At 41.8% G+C, this 25,516-nt stretch carries 25 protein-coding genes; all 25 read right to left on the reverse strand.

From position 1 onward, the window contains the following. Positions 1 to 62 precede the first annotated feature (62 nt). The 25 genes from C9J45_RS01955 to fliD all read right to left on the reverse strand — a co-directional run bounded on the left by C9J45_RS01955 (position 63) and on the right by fliD (position 25,506). Entirely contained in the window at positions 63 to 785 is a 723-nt protein-coding gene (locus C9J45_RS01955) for an RNA polymerase sigma factor FliA (protein WP_045082753.1), read from the reverse strand. Then, on the reverse strand, positions 778 to 1,668 hold the full coding sequence (locus C9J45_RS01960; RefSeq protein ID WP_005370324.1) for a MinD/ParA family protein: 891 nt from the start codon (positions 1,666 to 1,668) through the stop codon (positions 778 to 780). The genes C9J45_RS01955 and C9J45_RS01960 overlap by 8 nt, the downstream gene beginning before the upstream one ends. Then, complete coding sequence (flhF, locus tag C9J45_RS01965; RefSeq protein WP_107292087.1) at positions 1,661 to 3,373, reverse strand: flagellar biosynthesis protein FlhF; 1,713 nt, start codon at positions 3,371 to 3,373, stop codon at positions 1,661 to 1,663. Before flhF ends, C9J45_RS01960 begins: the two co-directional genes overlap by 8 nt. 50 nt (positions 3,374 to 3,423) lie before the next feature. Next, positions 3,424 to 5,520, reverse strand: coding sequence for a flagellar biosynthesis protein FlhA (flhA, locus tag C9J45_RS01970; protein WP_107205504.1), 2,097 nt, complete (start codon positions 5,518 to 5,520; stop codon positions 3,424 to 3,426). A gap of 362 nt (positions 5,521 to 5,882) precedes the next feature. Beyond that, a complete protein-coding gene (gene flhB, locus C9J45_RS01975) occupies positions 5,883 to 7,013 on the reverse strand; it encodes a flagellar biosynthesis protein FlhB (protein ID WP_045148070.1) in 1,131 nt (376 codons plus the stop codon). A 23-nt stretch (positions 7,014 to 7,036) separates the two neighbouring features. After that, on the reverse strand, positions 7,037 to 7,819 hold the full coding sequence (gene fliR, locus C9J45_RS01980; RefSeq protein WP_107205503.1) for a flagellar biosynthetic protein FliR: 783 nt from the start codon (positions 7,817 to 7,819) through the stop codon (positions 7,037 to 7,039). 20 nt (positions 7,820 to 7,839) lie between these two features. After that, positions 7,840 to 8,109 carry a flagellar biosynthesis protein FliQ gene (gene fliQ, locus C9J45_RS01985; protein ID WP_005370314.1) on the reverse strand — a complete coding sequence of 90 codons (270 nt, stop codon included), beginning with the start codon at positions 8,107 to 8,109 and terminating at the stop codon, positions 7,840 to 7,842. Between the two features lie 33 nt (positions 8,110 to 8,142). After that, positions 8,143 to 8,991 carry a flagellar type III secretion system pore protein FliP gene (gene fliP / locus C9J45_RS01990; RefSeq protein ID WP_107292088.1) on the reverse strand — a complete coding sequence of 283 codons (849 nt, stop codon included), beginning with the start codon at positions 8,989 to 8,991 and terminating at the stop codon, positions 8,143 to 8,145. Beyond that, positions 8,978 to 9,427 (reverse strand): flagellar biosynthetic protein FliO, encoded by a 450-nt coding sequence (gene fliO / locus C9J45_RS01995; protein WP_107205501.1) that lies wholly within the window; start codon positions 9,425 to 9,427, stop codon positions 8,978 to 8,980. The genes fliP and fliO overlap by 14 nt, the downstream gene beginning before the upstream one ends. Positions 9,428 to 9,435: 8 nt before the next feature. After that, a complete protein-coding gene (fliN, locus tag C9J45_RS02000; protein WP_107205500.1) occupies positions 9,436 to 9,825 on the reverse strand; it encodes a flagellar motor switch protein FliN in 390 nt (129 codons plus the stop codon). A gap of 16 nt (positions 9,826 to 9,841) precedes the next feature. Further along, positions 9,842 to 10,891, reverse strand: a complete 1,050-nt coding sequence (gene fliM / locus C9J45_RS02005; protein WP_107205499.1) for a flagellar motor switch protein FliM — start codon at positions 10,889 to 10,891, stop codon at positions 9,842 to 9,844. Positions 10,892 to 10,898: 7 nt separating this feature from the next. After that, the gene (fliL, locus tag C9J45_RS02010; RefSeq protein ID WP_107205498.1) at positions 10,899 to 11,381 is read right to left on the reverse strand and encodes a flagellar basal body-associated protein FliL; all 483 of its coding nucleotides are present in this window, start codon (positions 11,379 to 11,381) and stop codon (positions 10,899 to 10,901) included. A gap of 53 nt (positions 11,382 to 11,434) precedes the next feature. After that, on the reverse strand, positions 11,435 to 12,886 hold the full coding sequence (locus tag C9J45_RS02015; protein ID WP_107292089.1) for a flagellar hook-length control protein FliK: 1,452 nt from the start codon (positions 12,884 to 12,886) through the stop codon (positions 11,435 to 11,437). A gap of 120 nt (positions 12,887 to 13,006) precedes the next feature. Next, complete coding sequence (gene fliJ / locus C9J45_RS02020) at positions 13,007 to 13,447, reverse strand: flagellar export protein FliJ (protein ID WP_045148062.1); 441 nt, start codon at positions 13,445 to 13,447, stop codon at positions 13,007 to 13,009. Between the two features lie 31 nt (positions 13,448 to 13,478). Further along, positions 13,479 to 14,801 carry a flagellar protein export ATPase FliI gene (gene fliI, locus C9J45_RS02025; RefSeq protein WP_005370306.1) on the reverse strand — a complete coding sequence of 441 codons (1,323 nt, stop codon included), beginning with the start codon at positions 14,799 to 14,801 and terminating at the stop codon, positions 13,479 to 13,481. Then, the gene (gene fliH, locus C9J45_RS02030) at positions 14,798 to 15,601 is read right to left on the reverse strand and encodes a flagellar assembly protein FliH (RefSeq protein ID WP_107245628.1); all 804 of its coding nucleotides are present in this window, start codon (positions 15,599 to 15,601) and stop codon (positions 14,798 to 14,800) included. Before fliH ends, fliI begins: the two co-directional genes overlap by 4 nt. A 35-nt stretch (positions 15,602 to 15,636) precedes the next feature. Beyond that, complete coding sequence (fliG, locus tag C9J45_RS02035) at positions 15,637 to 16,680, reverse strand: flagellar motor switch protein FliG (RefSeq protein ID WP_107205920.1); 1,044 nt, start codon at positions 16,678 to 16,680, stop codon at positions 15,637 to 15,639. Next, the gene (fliF, locus tag C9J45_RS02040; protein WP_107205495.1) at positions 16,673 to 18,421 is read right to left on the reverse strand and encodes a flagellar basal-body MS-ring/collar protein FliF; all 1,749 of its coding nucleotides are present in this window, start codon (positions 18,419 to 18,421) and stop codon (positions 16,673 to 16,675) included. The genes fliG and fliF overlap by 8 nt, the downstream gene beginning before the upstream one ends. Positions 18,422 to 18,482: 61 nt before the next feature. Then, entirely contained in the window at positions 18,483 to 18,794 is a 312-nt protein-coding gene (gene fliE, locus C9J45_RS02045; RefSeq protein ID WP_107205494.1) for a flagellar hook-basal body complex protein FliE, read from the reverse strand. A 41-nt stretch (positions 18,795 to 18,835) separates the two neighbouring features. Continuing rightward, the gene (locus C9J45_RS02050) at positions 18,836 to 20,215 is read right to left on the reverse strand and encodes a sigma-54 dependent transcriptional regulator (RefSeq protein ID WP_107292090.1); all 1,380 of its coding nucleotides are present in this window, start codon (positions 20,213 to 20,215) and stop codon (positions 18,836 to 18,838) included. A 37-nt stretch (positions 20,216 to 20,252) separates the two neighbouring features. Beyond that, on the reverse strand, positions 20,253 to 21,293 hold the full coding sequence (locus C9J45_RS02055) for a PAS domain-containing sensor histidine kinase (protein ID WP_107205492.1): 1,041 nt from the start codon (positions 21,291 to 21,293) through the stop codon (positions 20,253 to 20,255). Positions 21,294 to 21,631: 338 nt separating this feature from the next. Then, positions 21,632 to 23,080: a sigma-54 dependent transcriptional regulator gene (locus C9J45_RS02060; protein ID WP_107259332.1), complete on the reverse strand. Its 1,449-nt coding sequence runs from the start codon at positions 23,078 to 23,080 to the stop codon at positions 21,632 to 21,634. 274 nt (positions 23,081 to 23,354) lie between these two features. Continuing rightward, positions 23,355 to 23,756, reverse strand: coding sequence for a flagellar export chaperone FliS (gene fliS, locus C9J45_RS02065; protein WP_107292091.1), 402 nt, complete (start codon positions 23,754 to 23,756; stop codon positions 23,355 to 23,357). A gap of 52 nt (positions 23,757 to 23,808) precedes the next feature. Continuing rightward, positions 23,809 to 24,108 (reverse strand): flagellar biosynthesis protein FliS, encoded by a 300-nt coding sequence (locus C9J45_RS02070; RefSeq protein ID WP_107205489.1) that lies wholly within the window; start codon positions 24,106 to 24,108, stop codon positions 23,809 to 23,811. Between the two features lie 12 nt (positions 24,109 to 24,120). Further along, positions 24,121 to 25,506 (reverse strand): flagellar filament capping protein FliD, encoded by a 1,386-nt coding sequence (gene fliD, locus C9J45_RS02075; protein ID WP_107205488.1) that lies wholly within the window; start codon positions 25,504 to 25,506, stop codon positions 24,121 to 24,123. Positions 25,507 to 25,516: the final 10 nt, after the last annotated feature.

Consider the following 25,516-nt stretch of genomic DNA (forward strand, 5'->3'; position numbering starts at 1 on the left):
TTTTATTCAAGTTTGCCTCCACTGAGAGCCAGTGTTCTTCTAGTTCTAAAAATAAATAATTATTAAGCAGTCCATGCTGTTAATTTTGCACGTAATCGCTGCATTGCTTGGCTGTGTATCTGACAAATTCGTGATTCACTAACACCGATTACCGCACCAATTTCTTTTAAATTAAGCTCTTCGTCGTAATAAAGTGATAACACTAACGCCTCTCGTTCTGGGAGGGTTTTTATCGCTTCAGCCAATGACGCACGAAAGTTATCATCAACAACACCTTGAAAGGGTGTGTTTTCACCGATACTTTCTTCATTAGCGACGGTATCTTCTGCCACTCCAAGATCACTAATACCGACTAAGCGTCCACAATTAACATCATTTAGTGCTTGATGGTACTGTTCTAACGGCATATCGAGATATTGCGCAATTTCTTGGTCATTAGGATCGCGTCCTAATTCATTTTCAAGGTGAGATATTGCTTCACTTATCTTTCGGCTATTTTTATATACTGAACGAGGGACCCAATCACCACGACGAATATCATCAAGCATTGCCCCACGAATACGAATTCCAGCAAACGTTTCAAAGCTTGCCCCTTTCGTAGGATCATAATTTTGTTGCGCTTCAAGTAAACCTATCATGCCTGCCTGAATTAAATCTTCCACTAAGACACTCGGCGGTAAACGAACCATTAAGTGATGAGCAATGCGTTTAACTAACGATGAGTATCGTTCGATAAATGCTTGTGGACTCTGCTGATATTGACCATAAGCCATCGCTTTATTCACTGTATGGCACCTCCATGGCCTGAGAACGTTTGATCAATAAACGCTCAACAAAAAACTCAAGATGTCCACCTGGGTTATGCGGAATAGGCCAAGTCATTGCTTTGGTTGATAATGAATTCAACGCCAATGCAGCAGGGCTACGAGGGAAAGCTTCGACCACTATTTTTTGGCGCTTAACGGCTTGGCGAACATTATCATCAAGCGGAATACATGCCACGAGCTCTAAATTAGCATCTAAGAATCGTTCCGTAACACGCGTCAATTTGGTAAACAGATCGCGTCCTTCACGGTAACTACGCACCATATTGGCAACAATTTTAAAGCGTTGAACATCATATTCACGACTTAAGATTTTAATCAATGCATAAGCATCTGTAATTGATGTTGGTTCATCACAGACAACAACCAGCACATCTTGCGCAGCGCGAGCAAAACTAAGCACCATATCTGAAATACCTGCAGCGGTATCTACCAGTAGAAAATCAAGATCGTCTTGTAAATTACCAAAAGCACGAATTAACCCAGCATGCTGCGCTGGTGTTAACTCTGCCATATTTTGAGTACCCGAGGCAGCAGGAATAATTTTTAACCCGTATGGACCTTCAATAATGATATCTTCCAGCTCACAGATACCCGCTAAAACGTGAGATAAGTTACGCCCTGCACGAAGTCCTAGCATCACATCAACGTTCGCAAGGCCTAGATCAGCATCCAATACCATGACCCGCTTACCTTGACGTGCCATCGACATCGCCATATTTAGCGTAACATTGGTTTTACCGACACCACCTTTACCACCGGTTACAGTAATCACTTTGGTTGAGGTTAACTGAGTCATTCGACGTAAACCGCTTGCTTGATCGTACATTCTGCTCTCAATCATAATAATCTGCCGCCTTATTATCTGAACTATCACTAGACCAGAAATGTGATTGCTGGCTTATCTCTATCTCCAATAATTCATTAGCACGTGACACTAGGTAGTTCCCCGATGCTATTTTGATATCTTCTGGTACACGCTGGCCATCCGCTAAATAAGCGATAGGTAATGCATTTTGAATCGCCACGCAGATGATCTCTCCTAAACTTAATGACTCATCAAGCTTTGTTAATACGCAACCAGAAAGTGGAATACGACGAAAATGTTCAATCGTTTCCTGCAGCACTCGACGCTGTGATGTCGCTGGCATCACTAAGTAGCTTCGAATATGCGCTCCGCTGTTTTTCATTAAAGTGTCTAGCTGTTCAGATAACCGAATATCACGCTGCCCCATCCCTGCGGTATCAAGCAATACCAATCGGCGATGTCGCAACTGATGTAAGATATCGGCAAGTTCTTCAGCATCTTTAGCAACTCTTACCGGACAGCCCATAATTCGACCATAAGTCGCTAATTGCTCATGAGCACCAATACGATATGTATCTGTCGTCACTAGAGCAATTTGATCTGGACCAAACTCCATTGCCGCGCGAGCAGCTAACTTGGCAATTGTCGTGGTTTTACCTACACCTGTTGGGCCTAATAAAGCCACCACACCGCCCGTATCTAAAATACAATCGTCGGTAGTAATAATTTGATCCGATAACAAATCAAGTAAAGCCGGCCATGCTTCATTGGGTTGAATATCTTCAGGGATATAACACGCTAATTGATCGGCTAATTGCTCTGATAATCCCATTTTTTCAAGACGTTTGATCATCATGGCGCGCATTGGTTCGCGGCGTTCAACTTCTTGCCACATTAAGCCAGATAGCTGATGTTCTAATAAGCGACGTATCGAGATCATTTCAGATCGCACTTGATCCAGTTCATCTTTACTCGGTTGGGCTTTAGATTCGTAACGAGAAGGATCTAATCGTGGCTTTTGCGGTGACTGTTCACGTCCATTCATACCATGATCATGCTGAGGGCTATCAAATAACCCACGACCAACGGATAAATCACGTTCATATTGTTTTGATGATGGACGACGGTAATCGCCGATATCTAAATCATGCTTATTGGTTTCAGGTTGACGACGCTGAAATAGTGGTGATGTTGATGATGAACGGTTATCACGTGATGAAGGAGTATCTGCATAATGTTGGTCAGAATAACGAGAGTAACCACTAGCCTTTTGTTGCGATGCGCGTTCATTTTGCGGACTGTATGCTGGCTTGTGGTCATGTCGAAATGCATTCGCTTCTGAATATAAGCTGTGACTATCCCCTTGCTCGCGCAATTTAGATTGGCGATCAAGTAATGCACTAAGTGAATCAACCTCGTTAGGTTGCTCATTTTGCTCTTGGATTGAGGCATAGTTTTGTAATACGCTAGCAAATTTCTGCGCCGTGGATTGGTTCAACTGCACCTTGTCATCAGCAAGTTTACGTCTTGCTTGATTTAACCCTTGAGTAACTTCGTCACGAGAGCGAGGCTGAGTATTTGGAGCAGCTGGAGGCGTTGTATCGACATCCACCGCTGCCACAATCTCAACACCACCAGAAACTTTCTTATTCGACATAATGACGGCATCAGGCCCAAGCTCTTCTTTGACTTCGCTAAGTGCCGTTCTCATATCCTTGGCAAAAAATCGTTTAATTTTCAAAATATCGTCCTATATCAGAAAGGGCTTAGGCGCATCTACAACCACTAACATTAATTACCTACCGCATTCACAATTCGAATTTGTTTTTCATCAGGCACTTCCTGATATGACAATACCCGTAAACTTGGGATCGTATTTTTAACAAATTTAGCTAATGTTGAACGCAACACTCCTGAGGTCAATAATACCGCAGGCTCACCTTTCAATTCTTGCTGCTGAGTCGCTTCTGTTAATGAACGTTGTAAACGTTCCGCTAATCCAGGCTCAATACCTGAAGATTCACCACCAGCAGATTGCATAGTTTGATGCAATATTTGTTCCAATTCAGGTACTAGGGTAATCACTGGCAACTCAACTTCTATTCCATTGATTTCTTGACAAATTAATCGTTTCAGACCGATACGAACAGCGGCGGTTAATATGTCAGGATCTTGACTCTTACTGGAATACTCCGACAAAGTTTGGACAATGGTTCGAATATCACGCAGTGGAATAGCTTCATTTAATAAGTTCTGCATCACTTTCACCACAACCCCTAGAGGTAATTGATCAGGAACAAAACCATCAACCAATTTAGGTGTCGTTTGACCTAACATTTCTAATAGGTTTTGTACCTCTTCATGACCCAGTAACTGCGATGCATGATTTGTCAGTAATTGGCTTAAATGAGTCGCCAGTACTGTTGCTGAATCAACCACGGTATAACCTAATGCTTGCGCATGTTCACGTTGTGAGTCTTGTACCCAGACCGCTTCAAGACCAAACGCAGGATCGGTTGTCATTTCACCATCAATAGAACCGAAAACTTGGCCAGGGTTAATAGCCAGATCCATTTTGGGGTGAATATTTGCTTCGCCACAGGCGACGCCCATCAAACTAATGCGGTAACTATTCGGTGGCAGCTCTAAGTTATCGCGAATATGAACCGGTGGGATAAGAAAACCAAAGTCTTGTGATAACTTTTTACGAACACCTTTCACGCGCTCTAGCAACTCACCACCTTGATCTTTATCGACCATTGAAATTAAACGGTAACCCACTTCTAAACCAATAGTATCAACAGGCTGTACATCATCCCACGATAGTTCTTTTAGCGGTTGGGTCGGTGCTAACTCTGTCGGCGGCGCTTGCTTTTCAACAAGTGCTTCTGCTTTCTCTTTCTTTATTCGCCAATAAGCGACACCACCAATAATGGCGGCAAGCAATAAGAAAGGAATATGAGGCATACCAGGAACAATACCCATAACAAATAGAATCATACCGGTGATGATCAGCGCTTGAGGATTGTTAAACATCTGAAAATACATTTGCTGCCCCATGTCCTCGTCAGTATTTTGACGAGTTACCATCATTGCCGCACCGATGGATAACAGTAGCGATGGGATTTGAGCAACAAGACCATCACCAATGGTCAATAAACTGTAAATTTCGAGGGCTTCACCAAATGTCAGACCATGCTGACCCATACCAATGATTAAACCACCAATGATATTGATAAAGAGGATCAAGATACCGGCAATGGCATCACCTTTAACAAACTTAGACGCACCATCCATAGAACCATAGAAGTCGGCTTCTTTTGTCACTTCAAAACGACGAGTACGCGCTTGCTCTTGATCAATAAGCCCTGCGTTTAAATCAGCATCAATAGCCATTTGCTTACCCGGTAAGGCATCAAGGGTGAAGCGAGCACTAACTTCTGAAATACGACCTGCACCTTTGGTTACTACCATAAAGTTAATGATCATCAAAATAAGGAAGACCACTAAACCCACCGCATAGTTGCCACCAATAACAACCGAGCCAAATGCATCAATAACTTGTCCTGCCGCATCAGGCCCTTCATGACCGTGCAATAAAACAACACGAGTCGATGCAACGTTTAGTGCTAAACGTAATAGCGTGGCAATAAGTAGTACGGTAGGAAAAGCAGCAAAATCAAGCGGACGACGGGTATATACCGTCACCAATAACACCACCAGTGAAAGCGCGATATTAAAGGTAAACGTCATATCCAATAGCAACGGCGGCATTGGTAAAATGATCATTGCTAACATTGCCAATACCATTATAGGCGCACCTATTGATGGCATAGACTTGATACTGGCTAACGGCAATCTATCTGCAAAGGGAATTGAAAGCTTCATTCTGTCTAGTGATCTATTCTTTTATTATTGGTATCAATGTTCGTTTTATAAACAAAAGAAGATAATTAAATAGTCCGTTATTTAATAAAGACGATGAACCATGAATGCATAAAATAAGGTAAAGCAATTATCATGCCTTACATATTAGTCATTTTTTTGACAGCGCGAAAAGACTATCAAATTAATAACAGAAAGCTAAAGATAAACGCTATATTTGTGACTTCCTGTCTAATATAAACATTTAATTAAATAACGCCCCTAATAGACTTTATTCCAAAAAAGAATTAATGATTAATATATAAACAATAAATTTTTAGCCACAATATACTTAATTATCATTTCAATAATCATGTACCTAAACATTAATGGCGTAATTCTTCAGGTATATCCATTGCAGCTTTAGATAGTGTTGGTTTTTTGCCTTTACCTTTGCGGTATTCTTTTAACTGAAACACATAAGCTAATATTTGAGCAACGGCAACAAATAAACCATCTGGAATTTGCTGTTCTAATTCAGTCGTATAATAAATAGCACGAGCTAATGGCGCGGCAGGTACAATATCAATATTATGTTTATTGGCTATCTCCCTGATCTTAAGCGCTAAATGATCGCCTCCTTTCGCAATAACAACGGGCGCAGAGTCCAACTTAGGATCGTAGCGAAGTGCGACAGAGAAGTGCTCAGGGTTAGTAATTACCACGTCAGCTTGCGGCACATCTGCCATCATACGTCGCTGAGCCATTTCACGTTGCAGCATTCTAATACGCCCTTTTACTTCAGGCTTACCTTCCGAATCTTTGTATTCATCTTTAATTTCTTGTTTGGTCATTTTTAATTGCTGATTAAAATTCCAAATTTGAAATGGCACATCAATGGCAACAACAATAAGCAGTGAGCAACAAATTAAAAGAACAAAGTTTAGTAATATATCGATAGCATGAAAGTAATTGGCAGGAAAAACCTCATTACTGAGTTGGAAAAAGTCTTCTAAACTCGAAAATATCAAGTAGCAAGCAATACTCCCCACCAGCCCAACTTTTAAAATAGACTTAATTAACTCAACCCAACTTTGCATACCAAACATCCGCTTTATTCCACTGAGCGGATTCATTTTTGATAACTTAGGCATTGCAGCTTGAGTGGAAAAGCGAACACCACCGACACCAGCAGCTCCAATAAAAGCGGCAACAAACAAAAAAATGAGTACTAAAAATAAAGGCGCGAGAATATAAACAATCGCATCTAAAATAATAACGAATAAACGATCAAGATCGAATATATCGTCGCGCGTTAAGCTAAACATTGCTGTCATGATATGACTCAGTGCTTTACTTAACCCTTCTCCAAACCACATTAACCCAACAGCACCAGACACTAATACCGCAACAGACGCTAATTCTCTTGAGCGCGGAACTTGACCTTTCTCTCGCGCCTGCTCAAGCCGTCTGGGCGTGGCGTCTTCGGTACGTTCTTGACCATCTGAATCAGACATACTGATTTACTCCCTGTCTTAACTTAACAATCAATTCGGATCAAACTACACACTTGATCTAAGCCAACTTGCCATATCGCTTCATATTGCGGCACGATACCGAGTACAATAAACCAGCTAATTGCCAGACCGAGTAATAACGCAAATGAGAAACCTAACGAGAAAATATTTAGCTGTGGTGCTGCTCGAGTCATTACGCCAAACGACAAATTCACCGTTAGCAAAGCAATCACCCCTGCTAACGCCATATTCACGCCCGCTTTAAACATATGCCCAAACCAACCTGCAAGCTGATAGTAATCTTTTTGCTGTAGCATAGCCTCACCTATCGGCAAGGTTTTAAAGCTCACAACAACAGCATTTAACATCTCTAAATGCCCATCTGTTGCTAAGAACAATAAAATGGCCAAAAACATATAAAACTGTCCCAATACGGGCGTATTCTGACCATTCGCAGGATCAACCATTGAAGCAAAACCTAAACTCGATTGCATACCTAATATTTGCCCAAGTAAGACAAATATTTGAGTAATAAACTGTGTCACTAATCCCATTGCTACACCAATGATTAATTGCTGAGTAGTAACAATAAATCCAGCTAAAGAAAGTAACTCAATATCTTGTGGGACTTTAGGTAAAACAGGCAAGACCGCAAATGTGATCGCTAAGGCTAAATATAAGCGAATTTTAGGTGAAACAAAGCGCGCCCCAAAAAACGTCATCGCCATCATCATTGATGAGATACGTGTAAAAGGCCAAAAATAATTCGCTATCCAATCAAGTAAAAGATTTGCGGTGTAATGCATAATCGACGGCTGCTCGTTTGCTAATAAAGCAACTGTGGGATTTGATCAATAATGCGATAGAAATAATCCATCAGCATTTGCGTCATCATGTGACCAAAAAACATCAGCGCGAGTAACGTCACCACTAAGCGGGGTAAGAAACTCAATGTTTGCTCATTGATTGAGGTGGCCGCTTGAAATACCGCAACAACTAAACCAATTAACAGCCCTGGAATGACAATCGCGCACACCATGATAAGTACCATGTATAGCGCTTCTTGAAATATCTCAACAAAAGCTTCTGGCGTCATAAAAGCATCCTTTTTATCCGATGTTTATTCACATTAGGTGCCAAAACTACCTGCCAGTGTGGATAAGATCAGGTTCCAACCATCAACTAAAACAAACAACATTAATTTAAACGGTAACGATACAATCATAGGTGAAAGCATCATCATACCCATCGCCATTAAGATCGATGCAACGACCAAATCAATAATCAAAAATGGTAAAAACAGCATAAAGCCGATTTGAAACGCCGTTTTTAGCTCTGAAGTAATAAACGCAGGGATCAATACCGTTAACGGCACCGTCTGCGGATCATCAGCCGTTGAGCCAGACATATTCACAAACGTTTCTAAATCTTTTACCCGGGTTTGTTTTAGCATAAATTGGCGCATCGGTTCTTCCGCTTTTGCCAACGCTTCTTTCGCCGTGATTTGCTCATTAATATAAGGCTGAACGGCATCTGCATTGATCTTATCAATCACCGGAGACATCACAAAAAACGTTAAGAACAGCGCTATGCCGATAATCACTTGGTTAGAAGGTGTTTGCTGTAAACCCATGGCTTGACGCAGGATCGACATTACCACCACGATACGGGTGAAAGAGGTCATTAAAATAACCATCGCAGGCAAAAAGCCCAACGCGGTCATTAACGCTAAAATTTGCAGGGTGACAGAATAATCTTCACTACCATCAGGGTTTACTGTCACCGATAATGCCGGTATTCCCCCACCATTACGGGCTGCTTGCATATGACCTGAGGTTGTTTCTGCACTCATTGCTGTCGCCGTCGTACTATTAGCCACGTTCGCTTCAACCGCATGCGCTATATTGATTGACGATAACAACACAGAGATAGCAAGAAAAGCCATCCAAGTGATAAGGGTGAATTTATTTTTTAACATTATTTTTCATTAGCTTGCTAAGCTGAGAAGCGAAATCTCTGCTTGGCGATTCGTCCATGTTTAAAGGCTTATCCAATTTACTCAGCAAAGAAATATTATGTTGAGTAATACCCACCAACATTTGCTCTTCACCGACTTGCAATAGCACGACTCTTTCTCGTTGCCCGACTGCCAGCTGTGTAATTACTTTTAAACCCGAATCATTACCACTGATCCCAGCCACCCGCATACGTTTTAATAACCAAGCTAAGAAAACAATAATCGCAATCACAAGCAGTAAAGAAGCCAGAGTGGTTGCGATATTTAAGTCAGGTGCTTGTCTTAATGGCGGCGGCGCTTTTTCAATCGTTTTCTCAACCGCTGTTTGTGCGAAACAGGACAGTGTGAAAAATAATAGCGATAATACTGTAACTATCTGGCCTATAATCCTTTTCATGGCCAGCCTTAACGTAACTTTTTAATACGCTCAGTTTGGCTGATCACATCAGTCAAACGAATACCAAATTTGTCATTGACCACAACCACTTCACCATGTGCAATAAGGGTTCCATTAACCATCACATCTAATGATTCACCCGCAATACGATCAAGCTCAACCACTGAACCTTGGTTTAATTGCAGTAGGTTACGAATACTGATTTGCGTACGTCCGACTTCCATCGAAATGGTAACCGGAATATCCATAATAGTATCAAGCTTACGACGTTCATCATCGGTGATCGGTACCGTTTCATCAGTCAGCTCTTCTAGTGGTGCTGGTTGCACATCATCAATTTGCTCTGCTAATGCTGCAGCCCAATCATCTGCCATTTGTTGGTCATTATTATTTGACATTGTCATCGTCCTTTTCTTATTCGTTACTATCGCGATTAATATTAAGTAATGCTGTGCCTAGCTCATCACGGTCGAGAAACGCCAAATCCGTTTTAACCATATCGGGACGTTGTAGTTTCTCACTAATTTTCAATGCTACATTGTCACCAGAGCGACCCATTTTGGCGTGATAAGTCGGTAAATCTTCCACAAAAATGGTCGCTTGCTCAGGCATATCAATAGGGATCACATCGCCAACTTGTAGCTCCATCAAATCACGTAACGATAAATCCACATCCAGTAATTTGGCGCGAAGATTAACGGGTACATCCATGATCTCATCACGCAATGCTTTACTCCAACGCACGTCGGTGTCCATCTTGTCACTTTGTACACCCGCATCGAGTAATTCACGGATTGGTTCAACCATCGAATATGGCATGACGACATGAAAGTCACCGCCGCCACCATCAACTTCAATATGAAATGAACTCACCACTATCACTTCTGTTGGGCTCACAATATTTGCCATGGTCGGGTTCACTTCTGAGTCTAAATATTCAAACTCAACCCCCATCACCGGAGACCATGCTTCACGGTAATCTTCAAACACAAGTTTGAGTAGCATTTGAACAATACGGCGTTCGGTAGGAGTAAATTCACGACCTTCAATTTTGGCGTGAAAGCGACCATCGCCACCAAAAAAGTTTTCAACCAGAATAAAGACGAGACGCGCTTCCATCGTAATAAGCGCGGTACCTTTTAATGGACGAAAGCGCACCATATTTAAGCTTGTTGGTACATACAGTGTATTTTGGTACTCACCAAATTTAATCATCTGTACGCCATTAATAGACACTTCCGCCGTTTTACGCAGCATATTAAACAGGCTGATACGCATATGGCGCGCAAAACGCTCATTGATAAGCTCAAGTGTCGGCATTCGACCACGAACAATGCGGTCTTGTGATGAAAAATCAAAGGTAGCAACATCACTCGCGACCTCGTGATCATGAAGTTCATCTTCTGGCTCATCGACACCATGAAGTAGCGCATCAATTTCATCTTGGGTTAATAAATCACTCACTGTAAACCTACTGCATTACAAAACCAGTAAAAAGAACCCGCTCAACTGCAGGTGTTCCAGCCACTTTAACCATTGCCGCTTTCACAGCTTCAAGCGCTTGTTGGCGTAACTGATCACGGCCATTAGGGCTACGTAATTGCTCAACGGTTGCGACCCCGAATGCTTGAAGAAGAGTACTTTCAATTAACGGTATGTGCTGTTTCGCCAAGGCTTCATTTTTATCGCCACGTACCATTAATTGCACTTTAATTTGAACCACTCTATCTCGTGTATCACCCGTAACATTGAAAGTAAAAGGCTGAGGTAATACAACATAGTAAGCAGACATTACAGATGCTGGTGACGTTGTACTTTCTTGAACCGTTGCAGCCACTTGTGGCGACTCTTTAGCGTCATCGCCATTTAGCAACCAAAAGCCAATGCCTGCCGCCAATATTACAATGACGGCTACTGCACTTATTAACATCAGCTTTTTCTTGCCCATCGCCATTTTTATTCCTTTTTATCTTTATTTTCATTAATTAAATTATTAGCAATTGTTAATTACGCATAGTAATCAACCCGATCTTTATTGTTTGTTACAAACATCTCAATCGCATCAAGATGTTTATCTGAATTAGTCTCATTAGTGCCTGCAAAAGATTCATCATGGGCAGTACCTGATGATTGCTCCCCTGAATGCTGCTGTGAGAACTGCTGCGCAAATTGATTTGAACTGTCTTGCTGCACAGAGCCTTGCGCTAACTGCAAGCCTTGTTGCTGCATCATCTCACGTAGCCTTGGCATTGCTTGTTCAACCATATCCCGTGTTTGGCTATTATTAACGGTAAATTGCACTGAAGCTTGATCTTGATTCAAGGCTAATTTGATTTGAATTTTGCCAAGCTCTGGCGGATCTAATCGGATATCAATTTGCTTTAAATTCTTAGCCATCATCATATTAATCCGCTCAGAAACTTGCTCTCCCGCCTGCTCTTTTGTCAGCAGTAATGGCGACTGAACCTGTGTATTTGCATGTTGTAAGTCCATTTTCATCGCATTGGTTTGCTGGTTACTCATTAGTGCCGATAATGGTTGTGAAGAGATAGTGTCTTGCTCTTGTTCCTGACCATCAACCAATGTTTTTCTAACCGCTTCCATCATTCCATTGGTTGCGATCAGTTCAGAATTTTTTTCACCAGAAAGAAACGCATTCACGATACCATGTTCAGCTTTTACACCAGATAGTGTTGATTTTAATTCAGGATCGATTGTGGGTTGAGAAAGCAGTGTCGCTTCATCACTTTTTTCCGCTTTCACTGCAGCGGTTGCAGCGTGCCAGCCCAGTTTTAACTCACTCGGTTTCACATCCGTTTGTAGTACTTTCTCTTTTTCAGTTAGCTCATTTTGCTTGATTGAAGTGATTTCAGAGCTATCTAATACAAATTTGTCACTAGAGAGCTCTGGTTTCACATCTAAAGACGCATCTGATGATGGCATTTGCTCTGACTGTGGCGGCAAAGCTTTGCCCCCACCTGAAGATTGTTGACTAAGCTGCTGATTTGATTGGTTCAAACGTTGAAGGAAATCCGCACCTTCAAACATCATTTTTTCGACATCAGCAATACTTTCGCCATCATCAACGTTATCAACACTGGTGATATCCTCACTATCATCAATAGATACAACGCCACTATCAACAACAGATACCATCTCATCTGAAACAACCTCATTAGAGACTACCTCAGCGTTAGATTCAGTATCGATAACTAAATCATCAGAGACAATAACAGCATTATTGTTCGCTTCTTCACCAGCTTCAACATCTGTCGATTTTTGTGTTTTTTGTTCTATTTTTAAATCGCTTACCGATGTTTTCTCTGTTGATGCTGCTTGTAACTGAGAATCAAACGAAGCATCATTGTCACCTTCATTTGTTTCTACCGTTTTAGTATTTGAAGATCCCGCAGGTGTGGCTTTTACGTGCGGTGTTGATAAGGGATTTAATAGATTCATAGCCAATTCAAACCTAGTACTGGGCGTGGAGAAAACAAAACGTAACCATTTGATCTTCCGACGACAAAAAGAGATAAGCTGGAGTAATGCAAAAACTAAACCAGTTACTCATCAATAAGGTTATTGTTGTAACCTTCGCGCAAATTGCAACGTAACAAATTCATCCATCATTTTTTGCTCTTGCTTATCAAGCCACTGTTTATGCTCACGTTCGCGTTTTTCCACCAGCCATTCAACCGAACGTCTTTTTTGTTGCATTTCTTGCCAGTGCTGGGAGCACTTTTGAATTTGTTCTTCAAAGTACCCTCCCGCTTGCTTTTGCTTTTCTAATGTTTGATCCAGTTGCGTTAAGAATTTCTGTAAATGACTATATTGACTTGCGGTTAAACCTTGTTGGCCCCTAACAGATAACTGATTGAGATAATCCAATCGATATTTTTCAATCTGCGCTAATTGCTGTAAGTAATTTTGTTGCTCAATACGGGCTTGGTTTAACGCTAAACTGGCTTGATGCTCTTGCTCTTTCGCTTGCTCGATGATTAATCCTAGCGCGTTAGACATACTTAATTTCCTTATCCATGATCACCTGCAATTAACCACCTAATGTTGAGCGCAACATATTGACGCACATCTCATAGGGCACTGACTCTTTCATTTCTTGTTGCAGATAAGCGTCTAATTTCGGTTTAAAACTAAAAGCTTGATCAATCGTATTATCCGTTCCGGGTTTATAAGCACCAATGGAGACTAAATCTTGATTTTTACGGCATATAGAAAGAATTTGACGTACCGCTTTTGACATCAACATATGCTCTTCACTCACAATCGCAGGCATAACACGACTCACCGAACGTTCGACATCGATCGCAGGATAATGTCCAGCGTCTGCCATCTCACGAGATAACACAATGTGACCATCTAAAATCGCACGAGAGGCATCTGCTATAGGATCTTGCAAGTCATCACCTTCACTAAGAACGGTAAAGAAAGCCGTTATAGAACCTTGATTTTCATTACCATTACCCGCGCGTTCCACCAGCGCAGGTAACTTTGCAAATACCGAAGGTGGATAACCTTTGGTTGCTGGCGGCTCACCAACAGACAATGCGATTTCACGTTGTGCTTGTGCAAAACGGGTCAGAGAATCCATCAGCAGTAATACATCAAAGCCCTGATCGCGGAAATACTCAGCAATCGTCAATGAGGTTTGACAACCTTTTAAGCGCATTAATGGTGAAGCATCAGCAGGTGCCGCCACCACCACAGATCGCGCACGGCCTTCTGGCCCTAAGCTTTCTTCAATAAACTCTTTAACTTCACGACCACGCTCACCAATAAGGCCAACCACAACAATCTGGGCACTGGTGCCACGAGTCATCATGCCTAAAGTCACAGACTTACCAACACCCGAGCCTGCAAACAGACCAATACGCTGGCCTTTGCCTACCGTCAAACAGCCATTGATCGCTTTAATACCCACATCGAGCGGCTCTTTGATTGGTTTACGGGCGAGAGGATTGATAGGAGTGGCATTAAATGAAGCTCGATGCTCGGTAAAAATAGGCCCTAAGCCATCGAGCGGATTACCCACCCCATCAATAACCCGACCTAATAATTCAGGACCAACGGGTAGACCACTATTGTGCAGAATTGGCGTGACTTTAGCGCCTGGCATCACCCCAAGCAGCTGTTCACTCGGCATGAGAAACAAGGTTTCACCTGAAAAGCCAACCACTTCAGCTTCAAGTTCACCATTTAATGTTTCTACTTTACATAAGCTACCAACAGGAGCACGGCAACCTATTGCTTCAAGTGTTAAACCAACAACTCGCACTAAACGTCCAGAAGCAACAGGCTTACACCCCGTCCCTTCCGTTTTATATTGACTTAACCGTTCGGCTAGTGAGGCTGTCATTTAGATTGATCTCGAATACTACTATTAACCGCTTCAAAGCTACTTAAAGAGTGACGAATACGATCTTCGATAAAATAATCAACCGAAGTATCATGGCTATTTAATTGCAGATCACCACGATTTAAACTTGGCTCAGCAATAAGTTTCCATTTTCGCTCTAACAAGTCATCATCACTAAAATTTTGTTTTACTAAGGCTACATCTTCAGGATGCAGATTCATCGTAATATCACGATTGGCAACCGGTAACGTCGCCACCACTTCACGAATCGTATTTAAAATCACTTGTGGGTTCGTTTTCACTTCCACTCGGATCAACTCTTTCGCTAAACCTAAAGCAAGTTGCATCACCTGCTCTTCAACGTCACGATCAACTTGTGTAATTGGCGCTAATAGCTTTTCAGCCACTGACGCCAAATGATTCACTTGTTCTGTTATTTGTTGTTGGGCTTGCTCTAGCCCCTGTTGTAAACCTTGCTCTTTGCCTTCAACAAGACCAGATTCAAGCCCTTCAGCGTGACCGGTTTTAAACCCTTCACTGTGTCCAGCTTGTCGTCCTTGCTCTATTCCTTCGTCATACGCCGATTGCTGCATCGCTTCTAAATCAGCAGCCGTTAATGGCGGAGGCCCCGCTTCTTCTTCAGGCTCGAATTCTTCAATAACAGGACGAGGCTGGTAATTAAAAGCGTTGTCACTTTGTTCTTGACGCTGTTCTGAATAATCAGGGTATGCCCAACGTTCTAACTCTTGTGCTTGGTGGTCTGAAACTCGAAAAAAGCCGCGACGACGTTCATCACTCATGACGACCACCTGCTAATTCAACAATAGGGATAATTTTATAGGTACTCATCTGCACCGCCACCGCCGCCGCCCAGCATAATTTCACCTGCATCAGAAAGACGACGAGCAATGGTTAGAATTTCTTTTTGCGCCGCTTCTACATCAGCAACACGAATCGGCCCCATCGCTTCTAATTCTTCACGTAGCATCTCAGAAGCACGCTTGGACATATTGGCGAAGAATTTATCACGCAGCATATCATCCGCACCTTTTAGTGCTTTTTGTAAGAGATCCTGCGGTATATCACGGAGCAAGGTCTGAATACCGCGATCATCGACTTCTGTTAGGTTATCAAATACAAACATTAAGTCTTGGATCTGGGTCGCCGTATCTTCATCCGTTTCACGGATCTGATCCATCAACAAGCCTTCAACATTATTATCGAGGTAGTTCATGATCTCAGCCGCAGCTTTCAAGCCGCCAATTTTAGCCGCTTGCGCACCAGCTTGACCTGCAAACTGTTTCTCCATGATATCGTTCAATTCATGCAGTGCCGCTGGTTGTACTTCTTCTAAGTTCGCAATACGCATCATCAGATCTAAACGTACACGCTCAGGAAATTGCGCTAAGATTTCCGCAGATTGTTCCGGCTCTAAGTATGATAAAACAATGGTTTGGATCTGCGGGTGCTCATTGAGAATAATGCTCGCTACTTGACGAGGATCCATCCATTTCAGCGAATCCAAGCCACGAGAGCCACTGCCCATCAGGATTTGATCAACAAGGTTATTCGCTTTATCTTCACCTAACGCAGCAACTAATGTGTTACGTACGAAATCTTCGCTACCCATGCCAATGCTAGTGTATTTTTGAATATCTTCGAGAAACAATCGGTGTACACCGGAGACTTTCTCTTGGCTAAGATCTGTCATACTCGCCATCGCACCACCCACACGTTGCACCTGCTTAGGTTCAAGGTGACGAATAATACTGGCTGCATCTTGCTCACTAAGGCTAAGCAGTAAAATGGCGGCTTTTTCTGTCCCACTTAGCGTATTTGGATCAAATTTATTTTCACTTATAGCAACATCATTAGCCATCTTCATTCACCCAACTTTTAACCACTTGTGCTGCGAGATCAGGTTCATTATCCACCAATGCTCGAACGGCTTTCAGTAAATCTTCATCTTTATGTAAATTTGGTAAATCTAAGCTACTAGAGCTCAATTCAAACCCTTCACCGCCATCCAATTCTGCGCCAATAAGCCCAACAGCATCCGCTGAGTTTGCCATAACTGGCATACCATTTTCGTCTAATGGCGTACCATCTGGTGCTTGGTTTGGATACAACAGCTTACGCATTGCTGGACGTACTAATACCATAATCACCACAATAATAACGAGCGCCGCTGCAATCCAACGTACCCAGCTACTAAAGTTCGGATTTTCCCAGATAGGGAGATCGGCAGCTAATTGAGATTCTGGTAACGCAAAAGGAACGGAAAGCACTTCAAGTAAATCCCCTCGCGCTTCTGAAAAACCAATCCCCCCCATTAGCAGGCGGCGAATTTTAGCAATTTCTGCTTCTGAAACAGGTACGCGAGTCACATCCCCCGTTTTAGGATCTGTGATGGTCTTATAATCCACCGCAACAGATACCGTTTGACGGTCAATAACCCCCGTTTGTGCACGCTTATGACTAATCGTGGTATCTAATTCATAGTTACGGGTAGATTCTCTATGTACCGAGCCATCACTGCCGTTTGTACCCGACTGCATGTCTTTCACATTCTGAGGAATAGCCGATTCAACAGGCGGCTGATTACTTAATGCGCCAGGAATACCTGCAACTTGGTTACCACCATTAATATCTTCCAGCGTAAATTCACTGCGCGTTGCCGCCGTTGATGGATCATAGCGCTTACGGGTTTCTTCTAACGCCGAGAAGTCCATTGCAACATCAACTTGAGAAGTATAATTACCCAGCCCTAAAACAGGCATTAAGATAGCATCAATTTTTTCGCGTAATGCTTGTTCCTGTTTACGCTCTAATTCGTATTCTTTACGTTTCGCTGTTGTACTAGGGTCTTCAGTACCAGAGCTCAATAACCGGCCATGTTGGTCGGTTACCGTGACTCGTGTTGGACGAAGCCCAGGTACCGCTGTTGCCACCATATCAACAATGGAATCTACTTCTTGTTGGCCTAATGAACCACCAGAAGATAAGGTTAAAAAGACTGTTGCCGTCGCTTCTTGATTATGACGAACAAACACACTTTGTTTTGGTGTCGCCAATAAAACCTGCGCTTTACGTACTTGGCTAATTTGTTCGATGGCACGGGCTAATTGACGTTCACGACTGAGCTTTAAACGCTCACTTTCCATTCGTTGTGATACACCAAATCCCATGTCTTGCAATAAAATATCATCGCCTTCTGCCGTTTGGGCATTTAGTCCAGTACGGGTTAAATCTAACTTGATCGCACTGTATTCATCAGCAGGAACGCGGATCGTATTGCCATCTAATTGATATTCAATTTTCTTTTGATCAAAGTGATCGAGGATTGGAATTAATTCTTCGGTATCATAAGTACCTAATGGGCGCATCTCAGGCTCTTTGATCCACATTGTTACCAACACGATTAGCGCTACACAAATTGCCACCGATAGCACTAGAATAACTTGACGTAATAAATCCAAGTTACCCAAAATACTATCAGTCGAAGAGGCTTTCTTCTCTGAAATATCAGCACCTTGATCTGCGCCCATATCATCATGTAATACAGGAGCGGCGCCATTGCCCGATACCGCCAAAGGTTGATTAATGTTTTCTTCTGCCACGACTTTTACCCATAAACTGCAAGAATAACGGTGTTACTTTCCATACTTTAAAAAGTCAGGCTTATACCGGCATATTCATTAATTCTTTGTACGCTTGTACCATTTTATTGCGAACTTGTACGGTTGCTTCAAACGCCACACTAGACTTATTTCTTGCAATCATGACATCTGCTAATGAAACGCTACGATCACCTTGATCAAAACGCGTTGCTAACTCACTGGATTGCCCTTGTATCTGATTCACAGATTGCAATGCATCACTCAAAAGATTGCCAAAATCAGAGCTCACTTGTTGGGCTGTTGCAGGGGAAGTGGTATTTTGAGCATCCAGTCTCATTGCTTGCATTTCTGCTTGTAATCCGTTTACTTTCATTCCGTGATTCTCTCTATCAATGTATTTATTTTAACCGCTCACTACGCAGGAATTTCAATACCTGCATCACGCATTTTCGCCAATTTATAGCGCAAAGTTCGAGGACTGATCCCTAACTGCTCTGCCACATCTTTACGGCTGCCTTCACAGGCGATTAAAGTATCTAAAATAATACTAAACTCTTGTTCACGTAACTCACTACCCAGCCCTTCTCCCGTTGCCGCCGGTTTAGGACGAGCAGCCACAACGCAAGGTTCAGGCTCTGGCACACTTTGAGGCATTTCCGTATCTAGCCAATCAAAATGTTCTAATAAAATATCTTGCTGTTGAATGTGGTTGTTATCGCAAAGAATTAACGCGCGTTGAATAACGTTATCTAATTCTCGCACATTCCCAGGCCACGGGTATTGCACTAATTTATCTTGTGCAGATTGGCTTATACTTGGTACCACATTTCCTTGTTTGATACTGTGTCGCTCTGCAAATAATGCCGCTAAAGGCAGAATATCGCCCTGACGTTCAGCTAAAGCAGGCCAAGCAATTGGGAAGACATTAAGTCGGTAGTACAAATCTTCACGAAAATGCCCTTCTGCCACATAAGTTTTAAGTTCACGGTTACTGGTCGCAAGAATACGTACATCTAACTTAATGCTTTTGCGGCCACCTAGACGTTCAACTTCACGTTCTTGCAATACACGCAATAATTTTGCCTGTAAGCCTAAATCCATTTCACTGATTTCATCAAGCAATAAGGTACCACCTTGCGCTTGCTCAAATTTACCCGGACAGGCTTGAATCGCCCCCGTAAATGCACCTTTTTCATAGCCAAATAAGGTCGCTTCAAGCATATTTTCAGGAATGGCAGCGCAGTTAATGGCAATAAAGGGCCCATCTTTACGCTCGGAGTTATCATGGATATAACGAGACAGTACTTCCTTTCCTGAGCCACTCGGCCCTAGCACCATCACATTCGCCTCCGTTTTTGCGACCTTATCAGCAAGTGCTAATAACTTGATACTTTTCGGATCAGCAACAACGGTTTTACTGCTTTGTTTTTTTATCGGCGCATAACGCCCGACCATGTTTAACAGCACTTCAGGGGCAAAGGGTTTTGCCATATAATCAATCGCACCTTCACGCATTGCCGCGACTGCATCTTCAATATTGGCGTAAGCCGTCATTAATAGTACTGGGATTTTAGGCCAATTTAATTTAATACTGCGAAGTAATGCTAATCCATCCATCCCTGCCATTTGTACATCAGAGACAACGATATCAACCGTTTCCGACTTCATGATCACTAAAGCATGCTCTGCGCTTTCCGCTTCAATCCATTGATAGCCAGCTAACGCTAACGTATCAACCAATGCTTCACGTAATCCTTCATCATCTTCGACTACTAAGACTCTCGTTTGATTCATCTCTTCTCTCCATGAGTAAGCTCTGGCACTTTAATGCTCACGATGCGGCTAACTGTGATTGCATATTCTGCTGTGAGGCAATGGGAAGGGTTAAAGTAAAGCATGCCCCTTTACCTAACTCTGATATTAAAGACAACTTGCCACGATGCGCGAGTGCCACCATTTGAACAACGGCTAATCCCAACCCTGTACCTTGTTTTCGAGTGGTAAAGAAAGGCTCTAAGACCTTGCTTTGGAGCTCTGTCGCAATACCGGGGCCATTATCAGTGACAGATAACAAAATTTCGTCACCTACGGCATAACAAGACACAGCAACAGTACAGCCTTTACCTGACATTTGGATAGCGTTTGTAATTAGGTTACTGATAGCGCTCGCCAGTGCATTTTCATTGCCTAAAATAGCCAGTGATTCATCATCACAGTCAATACTAAAATCAACATTTTGGCTCATCACCAAGGCTTCAACCATGTTTTCCATACTATTAAGTAAACTTTCTAATGAAAAACAATTAACCACTTTATTATCACCACCTTTGGCGAACAGCAGCATATCATTAACTTGTTTTTCAAGATCTTGAAGACGATCGACAAGTTTACTTTGGAAGCGTTCACGGGTTGTTACTGGCAAGTTAGGGGCAGATAAATTAGCGGCGTATAACATCGCACTCGATAATGGTGTTCTGACTTGATGCGCCAAGGATGCCACCATTTTTCCTAATGATGACAGTCGCTGCATTTCACTTAATCGTGATTGTAATCGGCGCGTTTCTGTCATGTCTGTAATGACAATTAACTGTCCAGCCGAAGAGGCTGAAATAGCTAATTTTACCTTAGCGCCAGAGCGCAGTGAAATTTCGTGTCCATCATCTTCCTGAGGCTGAAAACAGCGCTGGATAATATCTACCCAACGTTCACCTTCAAGGGGCTCGCCGAGCAAACGTAATGCTTCATTATTGGTTTCACAAATAATGCCTTTAGGATCGAGTAAAATGACACCAACAGGCATCACTTCCAGCACTTGTTGATAACGTTCAACTTGTTGTTCTAATGCCCCAATCACAACCGCTTTATCATCCATGCATGAAACCTAATAACAAAAAATCCAATCTAATTCATAAAAAAGCAATTTACATGCCATGTATTATTCTTTTAAATCATGCAATTACAAAATAGTCATGACAAAAAAACAATGTCAAAAAAATGACAATATATTAGAGTTTTATGGAATTGGCTAAAAAAATACAGATTGGCAGCAGTTTTTTGAGAGGTTATTGCTAAAAATAAATTAAAAGAAAGGGATTGTTAGCCCGCTCTGTTGAAAGTGATGTATTAACAACCTGCTATTTCGATTGCTATGAGGAATAAAAAAGCCGATGTCAAATTAATGGCATCGGCTTTGTATAAATTCATGACGCTCTATAAGCCTTCTTTATTCAGACCATATTTACGCATTTTTTCTACTAACGTAGTGCGTCGCATACCAAGCATATCAGCCGCCCTTGCAACAACACCTGACTGAGCATCTAACGCTTGCTTGATCATATCAACTTCAAGATCAGCTAACATTTCTTTTAAATTTAGCCCTTCAGGAGGAAGCTCGCTATTTACACCTGTTTGCTCATCTTCATATGATGAAAACATACTTGCTAATGCTTCTTGCTCTAATTCCTCAACACTTGGTTGAGAACTTTCTGGCGTAAAGTCAGGAAGTTGGCCGTAGCGATACTTAATCGGCAAATGATTAGTATCGACCATTTCACCGGGGTACAGTATACATAAACGCTCAACAAGGTTTGCAAGTTCACGTACGTTACCCGGCCAGTTATGCTCCATTAATGAATTAATCGCACGCGGTGTGAAGTGAATGCGTTTCGCACCTTCAGCTTCCATTCGAGTAAGCAACTCTTGAAGTAATAAAGGCAAATCCTCAATACGTTCACGCAATGCGGGCATATCAATAGGAAAAACATTAAGGCGATAGTACAAATCTTCACGGAATAAATTCTCATGGATCATTTTGTCTAAATCGCGGTGTGTTGCTGCAACAATACGTACGTTGGTTTTAATGGTTTGACTACCACCAACACGTTCAAAGCTTCGTTCTTGCAAAACGCGTAGGAGCTTAACTTGCATCGACATCGGCATATCACCGATTTCATCAAGAAATAACGTACCACCTTCAGCTAATTCAAAACGGCCTTTACGTGCAGAAATCGCACCAGTAAATGCCCCTTTTTCATGACCAAACAATTCACTTTCCAGTAAATCTGGCGGAATAGCACCACAGTTAACAGGAACAAACGGACCTTTACCACGCGCAGAGTGATAATGAACGTTACGTGCCACGACTTCTTTGCCTGTACCAGATTCACCTAAAATCAGCACACTGGCATCACAAGCAGCCACTTGCTCCATAAGGTGACGGATCTGACTAATTGCGGCACTACTACCAACCATGCTACGGAATAAGGTATTTTTACGCCCTAGCTGAGGAACTTGGTAAGCACGTTTACCCATGTATTCTTGGCAATGACGGAAAGCATCAACGAGTTGGTTATAATGCAAAGGTAACTCTAGATCGCCAACATAATTCGCTAAACCAGAAAGATGAGCACGGTGATTTCCAAGCGATACAACAGGAATATGGGCATGAATTTTTAATGCATCTACGATATGAGATAAATGTTTATTTACTTCAATATTGCCCAGTAAACATGCGCCCCATGACTGCTGCCATAATGATGCATCAATACTCTGTGACGAGATAATTTCACACTGCTCACCAACAAACCCCAGAATTACACTGAGATCATGACGTTGCTGTTGATCGTCCTCAATAACGAGTGTCTTTGCTAAACCTTGCATAGAATGGATATAGCCTGCCTTCATAAAATGATGTAATTATTGGCTTATTTAATAGAAATGCGAACCACTGCCAATATTATTGGTATCTATTGTAATTAAACCATAGGAGAAGGCAATATTTGATAACGGAAAGGTGTGATACCAATACAAGGATAGATAAAACAATAGGACGAATATTGCGCATTTACAGCTATTCATCCTATATTTGAAGAGTTATTACCATTTTTTATAGTGTTATCCTGCCTATATGCATTTTAACACTTAACTTTATTAATTAACTCGCTTCACTTAAATGATGATACTCAGTTGGGATTTGATCCCACGCTGATTTGATCTCACGTAGCATACCAATCACATCATCAATGGGCTTAGTTTGGTTTTCGGCATTTGCTCGGCTGATCTCTGCAGCCATAAACTCATATAGGGCATCAAGGTTCTTGGAAATATCACCACCGTCTTCCATTGATAAGCAATCACGCAGACTTAGTACAATATCTAATGCTTTGCTTAAACGCTCGCATTTAACCGCAACATCGCCTTGCTCCATTGCCGCTTTTCCTTGAATTAAACGCTCAATCGCCCCTGCATACAGCATTTGAATAATACGGTGAGGAGAAGCACTGGCTAATTGTGCGTTTACTGAAACTTTTTTATATGCCTGAAGAGAACCACGCATGATGTAATCCCTTATTTAATAAGTGAAATCAAAATCAACAAAACCAAGAAGGCTATAAACCGTTTTGTTGAATATTGCTATACAGTGATAACGATTGTTTGCTCTTTTTAGAACGCACTAATCGCTCGCCAATAATGTCTTTGTGTTTTTGAATTAAGCTTTTTAATGCTTTCGTTCGTGCAACCACATCATCAAACACGACACGCGTTAAATCAGGTTGCCCTAAGATGTTTTCTACTTCTTGATGACGCAGAGCAACCAAATTTTCCAATTGTTGAGGAAAATCATCAGGATAATCTTGCTGCTGCAAAAGCTGTTCAATCTGCTGTTCGAGTTGAGTTAATTTTTCCATTTTTCATTCACTTTAAAATGTCATTAGGCTCATCATGGTATTCAGCTGATTATTCATTTTTCCAATAGCTGCATCCATCGCGGTAAACTGTTGATAGGTTCGTTCTTCATAAGCTTTCATTCGCTCATTTAAATCATCCATATCATCGTTTAATCTGTCTTGCTGCTCTTTTAAACTTTTCTCTTTATTGGTTAGAGAGCCGTCCGTTGAACTGGTGTAACCTTTAAAAATAGCTTCAGCCTTATCAAGAAAGCCTTTTTCATCGGTATGGAAGAAAGAATTAAATGCATTAAAATTATCTTTTAAAGACTCATCTAACTTTTCATCATCAATCTCGATTTTTCCATAACGGTCAGTGGTAATACCAAAGTCACTTAAGCTATAAGTTCTACCATCAACTTCGATACCCGCATTCATCATATTTCGCATTTGACTGATAATTGAACGGGTTAAACTATCACCGTTTAATGGCCCACTAGATTTAGACTCTGTATCGTATTTACTTAAACTATCAGCGGTATCGATAAACTCATTGTACTTTTCAACAAAGTCTTCAATTGAAGACTTTGCCGTTGAAGTGTCGTTGGTGATATCAATCGTTGCGAACTTAACATCGTCAGTATTTGTGAGTTTTTTAATATCAAGCGTCACACCTTCAATGGCATCTTCGATTTTATTACTACTACTAGTGATCTCGGTGAAGTTATCAATTTTTATTTTGGCATCAACACCGTTTTGCATCTCAACCATATCGGCATTGGCTGTTGGATTGGCAGGATCAAAGCTTAATTTGGCTAGCTCGCCCGTCATCCCTGAAGCATCAATAGAAATTTCATTGGCAACACCGGTATCAGTGCTTGAAAAAACAATTTTCGAACCATTGGCATCATTAATAACTGTTGCCGTTACACCAGGGTTATCTGCAGAATTGTTAATTGCATTCAGTACATCTTTTAAGCTGCTTTTATCTTGATCAATGGTGACAGACATGGTTTTACCATCAACGGTAATTTCCAAATCGCCCGATCCCAGTTGTGCTTTAGGATCGGCATCAAAAGCACTGTTAGTGACCACTTTATGAGATTTGGCAATTTCTAACACTTCAACGGTATAACTACCATTTTTTGCTTTATCTGATGCTTCAACAGAGACAAAATCTTTCTCAGATGATTTAGCTGATTGACCTGCAAATACTTTATCTTCAGCAAATTTTTTCACCATATCTTCTAAACCAGATACCGCCGATTTAATTTGCCCGTAGCCACTTAACTGTACTTCCAGTTTTTGTTGCTGCTCTTTAATGCGTTGCTCTTTTGGCGTACGCTCGGCGGCAACCAATTGTTGCGTCATGCCCGCCACATCTAAGCCAGAAGCTAAACCACCTGCACTTAACCCCATGAGTTTTCCT

Origin of the sequence: Photobacterium sp. GB-1 (genome assembly GCF_003026165.1) — a bacterium.
Classification (GTDB): domain Bacteria; phylum Pseudomonadota; class Gammaproteobacteria; order Enterobacterales; family Vibrionaceae; genus Photobacterium.

What these genes read in the sequence shown, in the direction of transcription:
- C9J45_RS01960 (WP_005370324.1), bottom strand. Translation starts at nt 1,668, where the DNA reads ATGATTGAGAGCAGAATGTACGATCAAGCAAGCGGTTTACGTCGAATG.
- fliP (WP_107292088.1), bottom strand. Translation starts at nt 8,991, where the DNA reads ATGTTAAAAAATAAATTCACCCTTATCACTTGGATGGCTTTTCTTGCT.
- fliS (WP_107292091.1), bottom strand. Translation starts at nt 23,756, where the DNA reads ATGCGTGGTTCTCTTCAGGCATATAAAAAAGTTTCAGTAAACGCACAA.
- fliJ (WP_045148062.1), bottom strand. Translation starts at nt 13,447, where the DNA reads ATGTCTAACGCGCTAGGATTAATCATCGAGCAAGCGAAAGAGCAAGAG.
- fliO (WP_107205501.1), bottom strand. Translation starts at nt 9,427, where the DNA reads ATGAAAAGGATTATAGGCCAGATAGTTACAGTATTATCGCTATTATTT.
- C9J45_RS02015 (WP_107292089.1), bottom strand. Translation starts at nt 12,886, where the DNA reads ATGAATCTATTAAATCCCTTATCAACACCGCACGTAAAAGCCACACCT.
- C9J45_RS02070 (WP_107205489.1), bottom strand. Translation starts at nt 24,108, where the DNA reads ATGGAAAAATTAACTCAACTCGAACAGCAGATTGAACAGCTTTTGCAG.
- flhB (WP_045148070.1), bottom strand. Translation starts at nt 7,013, where the DNA reads ATGTCTGATTCAGATGGTCAAGAACGTACCGAAGACGCCACGCCCAGA.
- fliE (WP_107205494.1), bottom strand. Translation starts at nt 18,794, where the DNA reads ATGAAAGTAAACGGATTACAAGCAGAAATGCAAGCAATGAGACTGGAT.
- fliR (WP_107205503.1), bottom strand. Translation starts at nt 7,819, where the DNA reads ATGCATTACACCGCAAATCTTTTACTTGATTGGATAGCGAATTATTTT.
- C9J45_RS02060 (WP_107259332.1), bottom strand. Translation starts at nt 23,080, where the DNA reads ATGCAAGGTTTAGCAAAGACACTCGTTATTGAGGACGATCAACAGCAA.
- fliN (WP_107205500.1), bottom strand. Translation starts at nt 9,825, where the DNA reads ATGTCAAATAATAATGACCAACAAATGGCAGATGATTGGGCTGCAGCA.
- fliL (WP_107205498.1), bottom strand. Translation starts at nt 11,381, where the DNA reads ATGGCGATGGGCAAGAAAAAGCTGATGTTAATAAGTGCAGTAGCCGTC.
- fliD (WP_107205488.1), bottom strand. Translation starts at nt 25,506, where the DNA reads ATGGGGTTAAGTGCAGGTGGTTTAGCTTCTGGCTTAGATGTGGCGGGC.
- flhA (WP_107205504.1), bottom strand. Translation starts at nt 5,520, where the DNA reads ATGAAGCTTTCAATTCCCTTTGCAGATAGATTGCCGTTAGCCAGTATC.
- C9J45_RS02050 (WP_107292090.1), bottom strand. Translation starts at nt 20,215, where the DNA reads ATGAATCAAACGAGAGTCTTAGTAGTCGAAGATGATGAAGGATTACGT.
- C9J45_RS02055 (WP_107205492.1), bottom strand. Translation starts at nt 21,293, where the DNA reads ATGGATGATAAAGCGGTTGTGATTGGGGCATTAGAACAACAAGTTGAA.
- fliI (WP_005370306.1), bottom strand. Translation starts at nt 14,801, where the DNA reads ATGACAGCCTCACTAGCCGAACGGTTAAGTCAATATAAAACGGAAGGG.
- fliG (WP_107205920.1), bottom strand. Translation starts at nt 16,680, where the DNA reads ATGGCTAATGATGTTGCTATAAGTGAAAATAAATTTGATCCAAATACG.
- fliH (WP_107245628.1), bottom strand. Translation starts at nt 15,601, where the DNA reads ATGAGTGATGAACGTCGTCGCGGCTTTTTTCGAGTTTCAGACCACCAA.
- fliQ (WP_005370314.1), bottom strand. Translation starts at nt 8,109, where the DNA reads ATGACGCCAGAAGCTTTTGTTGAGATATTTCAAGAAGCGCTATACATG.